Source organism: Pseudomonas sp. NMI542_15 (genome assembly GCF_021283425.1).
Lineage (GTDB): Bacteria > Pseudomonadota > Gammaproteobacteria > Pseudomonadales > Pseudomonadaceae > Aquipseudomonas > Aquipseudomonas fortuita.
Map to the genome: position 1 here is coordinate 605,151 of NZ_JAJSRO010000001.1, position 15,067 is coordinate 620,217.

Annotated in this window: 13 protein-coding genes and 1 pseudogene; 9 read left to right on the forward strand and 5 right to left on the reverse strand. The window is 56.3% G+C overall.

From position 1 onward, the window contains the following. Positions 1 to 78: 78 nt before the first annotated feature. Positions 79 to 1,335, forward strand: a complete 1,257-nt coding sequence (locus tag LU684_RS02730; protein WP_442964195.1) for an OprD family porin — start codon at positions 79 to 81, stop codon at positions 1,333 to 1,335. Positions 1,336 to 2,512: 1,177 nt separating this feature from the next. Then, a pseudogene (locus tag LU684_RS02735) lies at positions 2,513 to 2,899 on the forward strand (GNAT family N-acetyltransferase); the annotation flags it as partial. 139 nt (positions 2,900 to 3,038) lie between these two features. Here LU684_RS02735 and aceE read toward each other — a convergent pair. Further along, positions 3,039 to 5,708, reverse strand: a complete 2,670-nt coding sequence (gene aceE / locus LU684_RS02740; RefSeq protein WP_232894118.1) for a pyruvate dehydrogenase (acetyl-transferring), homodimeric type — start codon at positions 5,706 to 5,708, stop codon at positions 3,039 to 3,041. Positions 5,709 to 5,834: 126 nt separating this feature from the next. Here aceE and LU684_RS02745 point away from each other — a divergent pair, with 126 nt between their 5' ends. Next, entirely contained in the window at positions 5,835 to 6,287 is a 453-nt protein-coding gene (locus tag LU684_RS02745; RefSeq protein WP_016486883.1) for a MarR family winged helix-turn-helix transcriptional regulator, read from the forward strand. Here the strand turns inward: LU684_RS02745 and LU684_RS02750 are convergent. Both LU684_RS02750 and LU684_RS02755 read right to left on the reverse strand, forming a co-directional pair. Then, positions 6,284 to 7,354 carry a transketolase-like TK C-terminal-containing protein gene (locus LU684_RS02750; protein WP_016486882.1) on the reverse strand — a complete coding sequence of 357 codons (1,071 nt, stop codon included), beginning with the start codon at positions 7,352 to 7,354 and terminating at the stop codon, positions 6,284 to 6,286. The genes LU684_RS02745 and LU684_RS02750 overlap by 4 nt on opposite strands. A 248-nt stretch (positions 7,355 to 7,602) precedes the next feature. Beyond that, complete coding sequence (locus LU684_RS02755; protein WP_016486881.1) at positions 7,603 to 7,905, reverse strand: ribbon-helix-helix domain-containing protein; 303 nt, start codon at positions 7,903 to 7,905, stop codon at positions 7,603 to 7,605. A 207-nt stretch (positions 7,906 to 8,112) separates the two neighbouring features. Between LU684_RS02755 and LU684_RS02760 the strand changes: the two genes are divergently transcribed. The 5 genes from LU684_RS02760 (at position 8,113) to LU684_RS02780 (ending at position 11,868) form a co-directional block, all read left to right on the forward strand. Continuing rightward, on the forward strand, positions 8,113 to 8,505 hold the full coding sequence (locus LU684_RS02760; protein WP_016486880.1) for a VOC family protein: 393 nt from the start codon (positions 8,113 to 8,115) through the stop codon (positions 8,503 to 8,505). 120 nt (positions 8,506 to 8,625) lie between these two features. Beyond that, positions 8,626 to 9,186 (forward strand): tat pathway signal sequence, encoded by a 561-nt coding sequence (locus LU684_RS02765; protein ID WP_016486879.1) that lies wholly within the window; start codon positions 8,626 to 8,628, stop codon positions 9,184 to 9,186. A gap of 10 nt (positions 9,187 to 9,196) precedes the next feature. Beyond that, positions 9,197 to 10,765, forward strand: a complete 1,569-nt coding sequence (locus LU684_RS02770; protein WP_060517748.1) for a GMC family oxidoreductase — start codon at positions 9,197 to 9,199, stop codon at positions 10,763 to 10,765. Then, positions 10,762 to 11,556, forward strand: a complete 795-nt coding sequence (gene gloB, locus LU684_RS02775) for a hydroxyacylglutathione hydrolase (protein WP_232894119.1) — start codon at positions 10,762 to 10,764, stop codon at positions 11,554 to 11,556. Before LU684_RS02770 ends, gloB begins: the two co-directional genes overlap by 4 nt. Before the next feature lie 21 nt (positions 11,557 to 11,577). Then, positions 11,578 to 11,868: a c-type cytochrome gene (locus LU684_RS02780; protein ID WP_080641040.1), complete on the forward strand. Its 291-nt coding sequence runs from the start codon at positions 11,578 to 11,580 to the stop codon at positions 11,866 to 11,868. Between the two features lie 81 nt (positions 11,869 to 11,949). Here the strand turns inward: LU684_RS02780 and aroQ are convergent, their stop codons facing one another. After that, entirely contained in the window at positions 11,950 to 12,426 is a 477-nt protein-coding gene (gene aroQ / locus LU684_RS02785; protein ID WP_016486876.1) for a type II 3-dehydroquinate dehydratase, read from the reverse strand. A gap of 15 nt (positions 12,427 to 12,441) precedes the next feature. Then, a complete protein-coding gene (locus tag LU684_RS02790; protein ID WP_016486875.1) occupies positions 12,442 to 13,797 on the reverse strand; it encodes an MFS transporter in 1,356 nt (451 codons plus the stop codon). Between the two features lie 140 nt (positions 13,798 to 13,937). Between LU684_RS02790 and LU684_RS02795 the strand changes: the two genes are divergently transcribed. Beyond that, the gene (locus tag LU684_RS02795) at positions 13,938 to 14,825 is read left to right on the forward strand and encodes a LysR family transcriptional regulator (RefSeq protein ID WP_016486874.1); all 888 of its coding nucleotides are present in this window, start codon (positions 13,938 to 13,940) and stop codon (positions 14,823 to 14,825) included. The last annotated feature ends 242 nt before the right edge of the window (positions 14,826 to 15,067 follow it).

Consider the following 15,067-nt stretch of genomic DNA (forward strand, 5'->3'; position numbering starts at 1 on the left):
TCAGGTAACCCTTGCAACGAAATTCGGTTACATGTTAACAATCTGCCATCCACAACAAAAACAACAAAAGGCCCTACCATGCCCCAGCGTCTCTTCAGCCCGTCCGTGGCCGTGTTCTGCTGCGTCACTGCATGCGCCACCCACGCGCAAGCCGACTTTCTCGGGGACAGTCATGCGTCCCTAGACTTGAGAAACATGTATATGGATCGAGATTTCCGCCAACACGGAGCTACCCAAAGCCGTGCTGCGGAATGGGGGCAAGGATTTTGGCTGCGCTACGAATCCGGGTTCACAGAAGGCCCAATTGGATTTGGTGTTGACGCCTTAGGCGAGGTCGGCTTGCGGCTGGACTCATCGCAGGCCAAACACGGCACAGGTATGTTTCCATCTGACAGCAATGGTGAGCCGGCTGATGAGTTCTCGAAATTAGGGCTGACGGCCAAGATTAAAGCTGGGAAATCTGTCCTAAGGCTGGGCAGCCTCCAACCTCTGCTTCCGGTCGTTTCCTACAACGACGTCCGCCTCTTACCGTCCACATTTGAGGGCGCGCTCCTCACAAGCCAGGATATCGACAAGCTGACCCTTAACGTAGGCCGCATCAAAGAACAGAACCTCCGAGACTCCTCTGGCAACGACGACATCGGCTACCAAAATGAGAAAAGCGGAGCGCTCAACCTCGCCGGGGGCACGTATTCTGTCACAGACAGCTTGAAGCTCAGCTACTACTACGCGCAGATGGAGGATATCTACAAGCAGAACTTTGTAGGCGCAGTACATGACATAGCACTGGGAGACGGCTATGCGCTGCGCACCGATCTGCGATGGTTCGACAGCAACAACACCGGGGCCTCGAAGCTCTCCAGCGCAAGTCGAGTCGACAATGGAAACATCGACAACCGCTTCTTCAACGGCATGATCACGCTATCCAAGGGCGGACATAAGTTCGGCGTGGGCTATCAGAATCTGTCCGGCGATGGAGATTTCCCTTTCCCTGGTCATGACCCCTATTCGTACAACCTTTCCATGGTCAACATCTTCACGAAGGCAGATACCGACGCCTGGCAAGTCAGGTACGACTACAACTTCGCAGCCTTGGGCATACCAGGTTTGACCTTCATGACGAAATATGTGGACGGTAAAAACGTTCGCACCACCCGTGTAGATAATGGCGTGGAGCGCGAGCGAGACAGCGATATCACATACGTTGTTCAAAACGGCCCATTTAAAGACGTCAGCCTTAAGCTTCGTAATGCCATTCTAAGGTCAGGAAACGGTCTCACCAATGACGTAAACGAGACGCGCGTCGTCATCGGCTATACTATCAAACTTTGGTGAGTCGGGATCCAGCGCATGAAATATTGCTCTTGAAAAAAGCATGTATCGGCCTTGTTCACCATCAGGCAAGCCTGCGGGAAGAAATGCCGATGGGTCAGCAGCGGCTCTCTAAGCTGCTGACCTTCAATAACTACAGGTCAACCATCTCTTTGAGGCGAGGCGAGATGATTTCAGAGCCATTTCAGGTTATCCAGGGTGCGTCGACCAGTTGCCTCTCAGGCTGGTCACTTGGCCATCGACCTCGGTAGGCTGCTTCTAAATCTTGGTTTTCAGCCCTGCATCGCCTGGTAGCGGATCAACGACCTAGCCCAGAGATCTCCTTTCACAGCCGCTTTGTGAACAGGCTCCGTGGGGGCAGCCGTAGCCTTTGAGCGTGGCATCACGCCCATCTTCAGAATGGCAAAAGACAAAAATGTCTGCCGACAATCTCCGGTCTGTAGTCCACATCTAACCGTTCCTCAAGGCATCAAGACCACGATCCATTGCCACCGCCGCCTCTACAATCGTGCTCACAGCAGCACGGTCGAACTCATGATCTTGCTGTGAGTCGTGCGCCCCGCTGTTCAGGCAGCCCCACTCAATGGATGAGCCGTTTACTCGAATCAAAGCATCAAGCCCGGCAAGGAATTCTTGGAGGCCCTGGGCAGGATCCTGAATCCGACCCAACCCGCTTCGAAGCTTCTGGCACTTGTTATTCAGCTCCCACCTGGCTCGAGGGCCGCCGAGCTACAGTTCCAATTGCCCTCCATGACGCCTTCCAAACCATGTCCACGCTCGATCGGTGAGGCTTTCGATGGCTGCTCTTGAGTGGCGCAACGCATCTCGCTTCTCCTCCGCCACCAATGCCTCATTTGATGACCGATCCGTCGATGGCCATTATGGATCTGAACGCTACCCCGTAAGCCTCAAACCCCAGCTTCGGCCATTCTGACCTGTAGTCGAGAGAGTCATGATGATGACCGTGAATAACCATTCTTGCGCCCATTGCCTGGGCGAGATCATCAATCTCTGAGTAGCCGTGTGGATGACAGCTAGGGGCCTCATGGCAGACCAGTATGTCTGCTTTCTCCATTGCGAGCGTGAAGTAGTCGTCCGGAAAAATTGCCGAAAGCGCGTTCTGCTTTTGGTTGGCGACGATGTCTGCACAATGCGGCCTGAGAACTAGACGCTCGAGAAAGCCGCCCTGCGTGAGTCAAATTCAAAGGACTATCCACCTGACGTGATCGCTCAGGTTGAGCAGAGCTTTTCTCCTGAAGCCATCACCACGCAGCTTACGAAGCGTAGGGTCTTCGTTGCCTTATTGGGCGAAAACATTATTGGCACTGCCGGTCTCGACGGTGATGTCGTCAGAAGTGTTTTTGTTGACCCAGCTCACCAGAAAGGCGGTATCGGGCGGCACTTGATGGATGTAATTCATACAACCGCTGCCAGCGCCGGAATTGAAGCTGTACGTGTGCCATCGTCGATTACAGCTGAAAAGTTTTATACCGCGTTGGGTTATCAGAAAATCCGCGACGCGTTTCATGTGGCGGAGCGCACCATCATAATGGAGAAGCGGCTGTAGGATTAGCCCAGGCTATTTAACCGTTTCGGTTTTGCCTAGGAAATACGGGGCTTTGGGGCTTTCCACTCAATTCGCTATCACATCTTCGTTAAAAAACTAGACAAGGAGCTGATGCCAATCACCTCCTTGTCCGCTCGGGTCAGACGCTGATTGGATCTACCTTCTCACCATCAATCTGCATCTCAGCTAGCGCTTTAGCCACGACATCACGACCAAGCACACCGTCGTCGGCCAGGGCCTTCAATGCAGCCAACACGACGAACTGCCGATCAACTTCAAAATGTCGACGCAGCGCCTCGCGGGTATCTGATTGTCCGAAGCCATCGGTGCCCAGTGCGACGAAGCGGCGATTTCCGACCCAGGGGCGGATTTGGTCGGCGTGGATTTTCATATAGTCGGTGGAGACCACTACCGGCCCAGCGTGACCGTCCAGCAATTGGGTCAGGTAAGGAACTTTCGGATCTTCCATGGGGTGCAGAAGATTCCAACGCTCAACCTGCTGTGCCTCACGACGCACTTCGGTCAGGCTGGTGGCACTCCAGACTTCGCTGCTCACGCCATAATCACGCTCCAGGATCTGCGCAGCGGCGATGACCTCCGGCAAGAGAGCACCGCTGCCCATGAGCTGGACATGCAGATCTTTCTTGACCTCTCGCTCAAGTGGCAGTCGATACAGCCCTTTGAGAATCCCCTCCTCCACACCTTCCGGCATGTCGGGATGAGGGTAGTTCTCGTTGAGTACGGTGATGTAGTAATAGATGTCTTCCTGCTCGACATACATGCGGCGCATGCCGTCATGCACGATCACAGCCAGCTCGTAGGCGTATGTCGGGTCGTAGGAAATACAGCACGGCACAGTAGCCGACATCACATGGCTGTGGCCATCGTCGTGTTGAAGGCCCTCGCCCATCAGCGTGGTGCGCCCTGAAGTTGCTCCAAGCAAGAAACCTCGTGCACGGGCATCGCCGGCCGCCCACAGCAAGTCGCCCACGCGCTGGAAGCCGAACATCGAGTAGAAGATATAGAACGGTAGGGTCATCACACCGTGGTTGGCGTACGAGGTACTAGCCGCTATCCAGGATGAAGTGGCACCGGATTCGTTCAAGCCCTCCTGCATGATCTGCCCGTCCGCACTTTCCTTGTAGTAGGACAACGTGCCGGCATCCTGAGGTATGTAGAGCTGACCGACATGAGAGTGGATACCAATCTGCCGGAACAGACTCTCCATACCGAAGGTGCGTGATTCGTCGGGCACGATGGGGACGACTAGCTTGCCGATGTTCGGATCTTTCAGCAGCGTGCTGAGGATCCGCACGAACGCCATGGTCGTTGAAATGGAACGGTCGCCGGTGCCTTTGAGCTGTCCTTCTAATGCGGACAGCGGCGGAATCTGCAACGACTCAACCTGTGCATAACGAGCCGGAACATAACCACCCAAACTTTCGCGGCGCCCTTTCAGATACCGCGCTTCCGCACTTGCTTCGTCGGGCCGCAAGTAGGGCAACTCGCCGAGCTGATCGTCACTCAACGCCATGCCGAAGCGATCACTGAAGGCTTTGACTGCCTCTGCGCCCATCTTCTTGAGTTGATGATTGATGTTCTGCCCTTCACCCGCTTCACCCATCCCGAAGCCTTTGACCGTTTTGGCCAGGATGACAGTGGGACGACCCTTTTGGCGGGTTGCTGCTGCGTAAGCGTTATAGACCTTGACTGGATCATGGCCACCACGTGCAAGCTTCCAGATCTGCTCGTCGCTGATGTCGCTGACCAGGTCCAGCAGCTCCGGGTACTTGCCGAAAAAGTGCTCACGCACATAAGCACCGTTCTGGGACTTGTAGGTCTGATACTCACCGTCGACGCACTCCATCATGCGCTGACGAAGCAGCCCGGTCTTGTCCTTGGCCAGCAAGGCGTCCCAGCCACTTCCCCAGATCACCTTGATGACGTTCCATCCAGCGGCGCGATAAAGGCTCTCAAACTCCTGGATCACCTTTCCGTTACCGCGAACAGGCCCATCCAGACGCTGCAGGTTGCAGTTGACCACGAAGATAATGTTGTCGAGCTTCTCCCGCCCGGCCAGGGAGATCGCCGCCAGCGATTCGGGTTGATCCATCTCGCCATCGCCCAGGAACGCCCAGACTTTACGGCCCTGATGTTCCTTCAAACCACGGTTTTCAAGGTATCGCATGAAGCGCGCCTGATAGGCGGCCGTAATGGGCCCCAAGCCCATAGAGACCGTGGGGAACTGCCAGAACTCTGGCATCAGGCGCGGATGGGGGTAAGAAGAGACGCCGTCACGATCAGTTTCACGACGGAAGTTGTCCAGCTGTTCTTCGGTCAGCCGGCCCTCGGTGTAAGCACGGCCATAAATGCCGGGCGCCGAATGCCCCTGGATGTATACCATATCGCCCGCGAAGCGCTCGGTACGCCCTCGGAAGAAATGGTCAAAGCCAACGTCGTAGAGTACCGCCGCCGAGGCATAGGTCGCGATGTGCCCACCCACGCCTGAATACTTGCCTGCGCGGAGCACCATGGTGAGTGCGTTCCAGCGGATATAGGCATTGAGGCGCTTCTCAATGTCGAGATCTCCCGGGTAGGGCAACTCGCGCTCCGGTGCAATGCTATTCACGTAAGGCGTGGTCACTCGACCATGGAAATCTCCGTGTACAGAAACGTCAAAGTCGAGAAGCTGGTCGATCAGGAAGTGCGCCCGGGGCCGCCCCTCCACTTCTACGACCGAAGCAATCGAGTCAATCCATTCGCGGGTCTCTTGTGGATCTTCATCGCGAAGCGGGTAGCTGTGCGCCATCGATAACTCTCCTTGTGTGGCTCGGCTGGTCGTTGTTCAACCAGCACCTTGTTGCATTTGCAATTGAATCTATCGTCAATCGAGCTATGATTGCAACTGCAATAACAACCTCGTTCTGGAGACGTCATGACCACCCCCACGCCAGACCTCTGGTACAACTTCATTCGTGCGCATCGCTGCCTCATCCGGGAAATCGAACGTCGCCTGGCTGAAGAGAACCTGCCGCCCTATGCCTGGTACGACGCGCTGTGGGGAATCGAAAGTGGGGAGGATGGTGCCCGTCGCATGCATGAACTGGCCGACGTGATGGCCATCGAGCGTTACAACCTTACCCGCCTGGTTGATCGCCTGGAAAAGGATGGACTGGTAGTGCGGAAAAAAGCGGCAGATGACGGCCGAGGTGCGATCGCTCGCATCACCGACAGCGGTCGCGATCTTCGCAAGCGGATGTGGACGGTTTACAAACAGTCCGTCGAGGAGCTTTTTCTGGCGGAGTTCAGTGATGAGCAACAGAGGTCGTTTGCGCTAGCCCTGGAAAGTGCGAGCCGTAACGCCCGCACTAACAGGCGTGCTAATTAGTCCAGTCGGTAACGCCTGACTGCCCCGCTTACCCAAGAACTGTCGGCTACGCCCCGGCGAACCAAGGCGCGCAGTGCGGTCAACACTACCCAATGACGATTGAGGCGTTGGCTAGGCTCCAGACTATCCGCACCCAAAGCCGTGAACGGCGCAGTGACATGTGCAGCAAGTTGCGCAGCCACGAATTCATCGTACCCCGTCACCGCGATGACAGGCGTGTCTGCCGTGCCAAGACAGAGTTGAAGATGGCAGTTGGGTAGGTTCTCTTCTCTACGCAACCGTTGAAGACGAGCTCGCCTTTCTGCGTCCCGGGCAAGTTTGGTATAGCTCGGGCAACTCCATACCTCGGCTTTGATCCCCCACTCCGCTCGCAGCAGCTCGGCGGCTGCACATACCTCGCTAAGCATCGACCCAGCACCTAGCAGCCGAACAGATACTTCTTCGTCGACACCCTCAGACAAACGATACATTCCCAGGTAAGCCTGCGAGCGATCACATACCCGCCCTTCCCCTGGTTCGTCATGCAAAGTCATGTAGCAAAAACCAGGAGCTCCCTCCACGTACAACGCTTGCAACGCCCCAATACAAATAGCTTTGACTTCATCTCCACACGCGGGGTCGAAAGGTATGCATCGGCGATTGGATGCCAACCACAAGGGTAACCAGGGATGCGCTCCTTTCGCCCAACGGGACTGCGAAGACTCGATGTCGTTGAGGATGATGCCTCGCTCAGCAACCTGGGCGGTTAGCATCGACATTTGGGCGGATGTCGGTGACTGAGTCATGTAAAACAGCGGGCGCTCGGCGGCACGTGACTGCTCGCTAAACCAAAGGGGCCAGGCGCTGATCGCCGTGGTGCTCAACTGCTCGCTTATCCGATCATTGATCAAACCAAACTGCCCGCGGGTGCTGGAGCCGGTCTCAAGTCGCTTGAGAATATCGACAGCAGTTCCCAGGGGTGAGCCCGGCGCCCCTTCCCTTTCTTTGTAGCCTCGTTCGATGTGGCGAATGCAGGCCTGTGCGGCCGATATGGTGTCAGGGGTACGCTGTAAGCGAAGGTTGTCCATCCATGAAACTCCTCATGCGGTGTGCAATAGGGATAATCCAAGCTAGTTGCAAATGCAACCAGAAAGGATGGATCCTATGAGCTAGGCCTGAATTGAGGAACCAAGAATGAGGGCGAAGAAAACGGCGCCCGAAGACGCCGTTGCGGATAGATAGATCAGCCTACCGATTTCAATATCAGTTTATGTGCTGTGGCCATTCGGTTACCGGCGATGGAAACATGGCAGCACAGCTCCACAGGGCAACAGGCTTACCCCGCTGCGATTGAAAGTGGCACCACCCTATTGGTCACCTGCCTTTGGCTGAGGTAGCGGGTGCAGCTTACCCTCAGGAACGAGGCAAAATTCACCACTTCTCCGCGGTAGTCCATGACCTCCTCGTACAGCTTGGCGATGAGCTGATTGGTGCTGACACTGTCCGCTGCAGCAATCTCGGTCAGGATGTCCCAGAACTGGTTTTCCAGACGCAGGGTGGTGACCACGCCCCGGATGCGCAAGGAGCGCGAGCGCGATTCATAAAGGATCGGGTCTGCCTTCACATACAGCTCACACATGGTGCCTCCGCTGGCTTTACCTGGCTAAGTCACGTCGAGGGCATACGCCCACGCCTGAAGGTACCGCCCCAAAGCAGCATATGGGTAATACACCGCTATTACACATGTCCATTGTGCTTTTGGGGCGCACGTAATAGCCACTTATTACCCATCAATTTTTCATACTGCCATCCTGAGTGCATAACAACACCACAGGAAAGCCTGATCATGCCGAAATTCCTTCACACCATGATCCGTGTAGGTGACCTGGATGCCTCCATGCGTTTCTACGGACAAGCATTCGACCTGCAGGAATCCCACCGCCTTGAGTTCGACGACTTCTCGCTCGTCTACCTACGCGACCGGCAAAGCGGCGCCGAAATCGAACTGACCTGGAACAAGGGCCAAGACGGCTACACCCACGGCAGTGGGTATGGCCATGTCGCCTTCGCAGTAGAAGATCTCGATCACCATCACGCTCGCTTGAGCGAAATGGGGCTCTCTCCTGCCGCCATCAAGGAATTCAAGCGTGGTGAAGCGCTGCTCGCTCGCTTCTTCTTCATCCAGGACCCGGATGGCTACAAGATCGAGGTGTTGCAGCGCGCCGGCCACTATCAGTAACGCAGCCACACGCATCAGACGCCTGGGCGTCGTCTATCAATATTGCGCGGCAAACGCCAATCCCCAACAAAGCAGCACCCGTGATGTCAGGCTCCTAATAAAAACAACAAGGAGAACAGCATGCAGGATATACAAGCCAGCCGCCGTAGCTTTCTGAAAGGCAGCGGCGGAATTCTCTTGGGCACGTTGCTTTTCACCTCCGGCCCCATCGCCCTGCTCGCCCCCAGTACAACCTGGGCGCTTGAGATGAAAATGCTGAACAACGATCAAGCCGCACGACTGATGGTTATAGTGCGCCGGATCTACCCTCACGATCAGATGGAAGACGCTGTGTACGCCTTTGCGATCAAAGCCTTGGACGACCGCGCCGTGACAGACCCATCCATTCTTCCCCTGCTTGAACAAGGTCTGAACGAGCTGGACAAGTCAGCTGATGGCGCCTGGCTGAATCTGGATGAGCCGCGCCAATTGGCCGTGCTCGAGTCCATCCAGACCACCCCGTTTTTCACTTTGGTCAGGTCAGTCTCGGTCAATGCCCTGTACAGCAACGAACTCGCCTACCAGCACTTCGGCTACGAAGGTGCCTCTTTCCCCAAAGGCGGTTACCTGATGCGCGGCTTCAACGACTTGAAGTGGCTACCTGCCGCCCCTACCGAAGCCAGCCCATCCGCCTTTTCCTGAGGATGCGTACATGACCACATTCAATTTCGACGATGACTCGGTAGTGGTGATCATCGGCTCTGGTGCGGGTGGTGGAACACTGGCCAATGAACTGTGCCAGAAGGGTATTCCAGTCGTCCTGCTGGAGGCTGGCCAGCGCCAGTCCTCTGCCACTTTCATCAATGACGAATGGCCCTCGTTCGAGCAATTGTCCTGGGGCGATACCCGTACTACCTCGGGCTCTTGGCAGATCGCCAAGGACTTCCCGAACCTCCCCGCCTGGATCTGCAAAACGGTGGGTGGAACTACCACTCACTGGGCAGGTGCCAGCCTTCGATTCCAGGAGCATGAATTCCGAGCGCGGCAGACCTATGGCGACATCAAGGATGCGAACCTGCTCGACTGGCCATTGACGCTCGCTGAACTGGAGCCCTTCTATGCAAGGGCCGAAGACAAGATGGGCGTGACGCGCACCAACGACATTCCTGGGCTACCGGGGAACAACAATTTTCAGGTGATGTACAACGGTGCTCGCAAGCTTGGCTACAAAAAGTGCAGTACCGGCCACATGGCGATCAACAGCCGTGCCCGCGCAGGACGCGCTCAGTGCATGCAACTTGGCTTTTGCTTCCAGGGCTGCAAGATGGGGGCAAAGTGGTCAACGCTGTACACCGAGATCCCGGCAGCGGAGGCCACAGGCAAGCTCGAGCTCCGTACGCAGGCGCACGCAGTAAAGATCGAGCACGATGCAAAAGGGCGAGCCACCGGTGTGGTCTACGCAGATGCGCAAGGGCGTCTGCAACGCCAAAAAGCGCGACTTGTTGCGGTCGCAGGCAATGCCATTGAAACCCCTCGCCTACTGCTTAATTCGACCAGCACATTGTTCCCTCATGGTATTGGCAACGGCTCCGGGATGGTCGGTAAACACTACATGCGCCATACCACCGGATCTGTGTTCGCAGAGTTCAAGGACCCTGTGCATTTCTATCGCGGCACCATCATGGCCGGCCTGATCGGTGACGAGGTGCACTTCAATCCCGACAGGGGCTTTGTCGGAGGCTACGAAATGGAAACCATCTCGCTTGGCCCTTCCTTCATGGCTGCGTTCTTCAACCCCGGCGCCTGGGGACGCGACTTCACCCGCGTCATGGACAACTACACGCATCTGGCTGGCATGTGGCTGGTCGGTGAGGACATGCCCCGGGAATCCAATCGCATTACCCTGAGCGATAACGTCAAAGACCGCTTTGGCATTCCTGTGGCCAACGTGCACTACGACGACCACCCCAACGATATTGCAATGCGCGAGCACGCCTATCAGCAAGGTAGCGCGGTCTATGAGGCCGTCGGTGCACTGAAGACCCACCGCGTACCACCCTACCCCTCGACTCATAACATGGGCACTTGTCGTATGAGCCACAAGGAAGCCGATGGTGTTTGCAACAAATACGGGCAAAGCCATGAAGTTCCAAATCTGTTCATTTCAGATGGCAGTCAGTTCACCACCAGCGCAGCCGAGAACCCTACCCTGACGATCGTCAGCCTGGCGATTCGTCAGGCGGAGTACATTGCCGATGCTCTGAGGACGCATGCGGCATGAATACCATCGCCGACAACCGCCTGGAGATTTGCGCAATCACGGCGTTTACCGACAACTACATCTGGCTTCTGCTCGATCACTCAAACCAGGCCTGTGCGGTTGTAGATCCAGGTGATGCCGGGCCAGTTCAAGCCTGGTTGGCTGAGCATCCCGGCTGGGCGCTCACCGATGTGCTGATCACTCACCATCATAGCGACCATGTGGGCGGTGTCGAGAAACTGAAGTCTGCGTTCGATCTCCGCGTGCATGGCCCTGCAAACGAGCCGATCCCTGCCAGGGATCGGCCACTGAAGGACGGTGATTCAATCCAGGTACTGGGGCGAACCATTCGCGTGATCGGGGTGCCTGGCCATACTTGCGGGCACCTGGCCTACCACCTGGTTGATGAGGATGTGCTGTTTAGCGGGGACACGCTGTTCAGCGCCGGCTGTGGGCGCCTCTTCGAGGGTACGCCGCTGCAGATGCTGACGTCGCTCGAACGCCTTGCCGTGCTCCCAGAGCAGACGCGGGTGTACTGCGCACATGAGTACACCCTCTCCAACCTGCGTTTTGCTTTGGCTGTCGACCCAGGCAATCAGCAAATCGCCGAGCGCTTGGCTGAGGTCAGCGAAATCCGCAATCGCGGGCAGTGCACTTTGCCTACCTACATTAGCGTTGAACGCGCAATTAACCCGTTCCTCCGTGTGCGGGAAGCGAAGATCGTTGAGGTTGTCCAACGCCAAGCGGGCCTGGCCATCACAACCGCCGAAGAATGCTTTGCTGCCATGCGCAAGTGGAAAGACAATTTTTGAACAACAAGAAGAAGATCATCCATGAGAAAAACACTGCTGATTGCCGCTACAGCCTTCATGATTGCTTCTGCCCAGGCAGGCCAAGAGCCTGAGGCCGTATTCGCGAAAACCTGCGCCATGTGCCACAACGGTCAACTCCCCAACGCGCCTAAGAAAGGTGATGTCGCTGCATGGCAACCACGCCTGGCTCAAGGGCAAGACGTACTGCTCAAAAACGTAGTGAATGGATTGAGTGTCATGCCACCACGTGGACTCTGCAGTGACTGTAGCGACGAAGACCTCGCGGCTACGATAGGCTGGATGTCCCGCTGATGACCGAAAGGAGCTCTGATTTAACAACGGTTATTTCAAGAGCTCCTATGGATGTCTTGCGCTTCAGTCACACGCTTGATTTCAGCGCGAGGCCGAGGCAGCAAGGCTTGTTGGCCATCGTTCGGATAGCCGTGTACACACTGCTCTAAGCGCCAGCAGATATCCCTCCACCCCCAATCCTGCAATCACCCCATTAGCCACGGTGGACATGATCGAGTGTCGATGGAGCTCATCGCGGGCATGAATGTTCGAAATGTGGACTTCCACCAGTGGCGCCTTGATCAATTTCAGCGCATCGAGCACCGGGATTGAATTAAACGAAAGGCCAGCCGGATTGATGATCACTGCGGCGTTCTTGTCGAATGCCTCCTGGATCCAGTCAACCATCACCGCTTCGCTGTTCGTTTGACGAAACTCGCAAACCAGATCCAGCTCGTTTGCAAGCTGCTCACAGCTTTGCTGAACCTGCTGCAGGGTCGTTGTGCCGTAAATTTCCGGCTCGCGGCGACCCAACATGTTCAGGTTGGGGCCATTCAGGACAAAAACTGCGCGACTCATGGTATGGCTCCGCTTTCACTTGAGGTATTGAGGGGAGTTGCTGAAGGTTACGTTCTCTGCTGGTTCGGACTTGCTGAGATCGATTCCGCGGGTTTCTGGCCCTATCAGGATCATCGCAAGCGACACCAGGTTGATCGCAGCGCATATCGCGACGAGCAACCATGGCGAATTGCCGGTCTGACTCATCAGCCACACGGCGAGGATAGGCATTGGGCCGCCAATCAGCAGGTTGGCGCCGGTATAAGCCAGGGCCGAGCCGGTGTAGCGCACGTTGGTTGGGAATGCTTCGGCGAATGCAACGGGTTGGATCCCGCTCTGGAACTGGGTGAATCCAAGGAACAGTCCCATGGCGGCCATGATCATGGCGGGTTGCTGCGTGTTCAGCATTGGGAAGTACACCAGCAGAATCCCGAGGGTCATGCATGAGCCGAAGGCGAGCGCTTTCTTGCGTCCCCACCGGTCACTGAGGTACCCACCAGCCAGCGCGCCAAAAATCGCGCAGACGTTAGCCACCATCAGGGACATGAACCCCATGGACTGCGGCATACCGAGTTGCTTGACCAGGTAGCTGAGTGTGAAAATCACGATCAGGTAAAACAGAGCAGCGGGTGAGCAGAAAAAGAACATCAGCCGCAAGATGGTACGAGAATGGATCCTCAGCACATCTTTCAAAGGGCTTCCAACGTGGGGTGTTTCGTCCTGCTTCAAAGCGACAAAGGCTGGTGTCTCGCTGACCTTGAGCCGAATGAAGATCGCCACCACCACGAGCACGAAGCTCAAGAGGAAGGGAATGCGCCAACCGAAAGACTCAAATTGTTCTGCGCTCAGGAATCCCGCCAGCCCTAACAACGCGCCGTTTGCCAAGATTTGGCTCATTGGTGAACAAAGGCCCAGAAACCCAGAATAACGTCCACGTCGGTCTGGCCGTGCATGCTCCAACGCCATCAGCTGGGCGCCCGTGGACTCCCCACCCAGAGCAAAACCCTGAAGGATTCGCAAAATCACCAACATGATGGGCGCCCAGATGCCCACCTGTGCGTAGGTCGGCAGCAGCCCCATCAACACCGAAGCCAAGCCCATCAGCGTCACTGTCGCGAGCATGAGGTTGCGGCGCCCGAGTTTGTCACCGAGGTAACCACATGTGATCGCCCCTAATGGCCGCGCTGCCAGACCTACGCCGAAGGTCGCCAAGGAAGCGAGCAGCCCTGAAGTCGGCTCCATTGCGGGAAAGAACAGTTTCGGTAGCACGGTCGCGGAAACAGCACCGTACAGGGTGAAATCGAACCACTCCAACGCTGTACCAATGGTGGCGGCTGTCACCGCCTTTTTTGACATCTGACTGTCTGCAACAGAGGGCTCTGTAGTTTTCATGAGGGTCTCAGTCGTTATTGTTATGGGATACGCCCGATCTGGGTGTGGGCTGGTACTGAGTCGACTTTAGAAGCTTTTGCCTGCAAAATAATTATCGAATTCTGGAGATTTCCATAAGGTAAGCTTATAGAGGGGCTTTGATGGAGCTACGTCATCTACGTGCGTTTGTCTGCGCCGCAACATTCCAGCATTTCAGCAAGGCCGCGGAGCAGCTTGAGATCGCCCAGCCGGCCCTGAGTCAGCTGATCAAAACCCTGGAGAGCGAATTGGGTGTAGCGCTGTTTCGACGTGCCAACCGCGGGGTGGAACTGACTGCTGCCGGCGCAGCGTTCCTACCCCACGCCAAGGATGCGCTCTATTCCAGTGACCTGGCGGTAGCCGCTGCTCGGCGGGCTAGGCGGGGGGAAATTGGAGAGATCACGATCGGTTACCACTCGGCGTTGCTCGAAGCTAACCTCCCTCAACTGATGCGGCATTACTTCGGCGCCTATCCCGAGGTTAAGGTAACGTTGCTGGATGCGCGGATTCAGGCCCAATTCGATTTATTGCTTGAAGGGAAAATCGATATCGGCTTTGCCCGTATCTTCAAAGACCATTTGCCCGACCGACTACGCACCCACTGTTTCAGCCTCTCCAGGTTAGTCCTTCTGACCCCGGACAACCATGCGCTGGCGCGGGATTTCAACGGCGATCTGGCATCCCTTCGGCAAGAGAAGTTCATCTTTCTGGAAGACCCGGCGGGGATCGGCCTCACCTCGCACATCTTGCAATTATGCCGGCAGTACCAGCTGCATCCCGCCAACATCATGTACGTACCGTCGCTGATGAGTATTCCCGGCCTGATAGCCGCCGGCATCGGGATTAGCATCCTCCCGGAAACCCTTACGCAGCTGAGCATGCCGGGCATCCGTACGCTTCAGCTGAAACAGCCAGACATGCAGAGCGAATTGTCGCTCATTACACGCGTGGACGAGCGCTCGCGAGCTGTCATGCACTTTTTAGAAGAGGCGGGAAATTGGCTGAAATGACAGCGGCTGCAGCCAGTGAGCCGAATCGCTATCCCTACATGTGATAGACCTTGCCCACCTAGCAGCGTAATGCTGTTCACTTAAGATCGCCGGGGCCGCTCTGCGGCCCTTTCGCGGCACAAGGCCGCTCCTACAGTATCCGCGTGAGCCCCGTGAATATTGGCTTACGCGGTCGTGGTAGGAGCGGCCTTGTGCCGCGATGGGCTGCGCAGCAGCCCTAAGTGAACAGCATTACGCCTAGC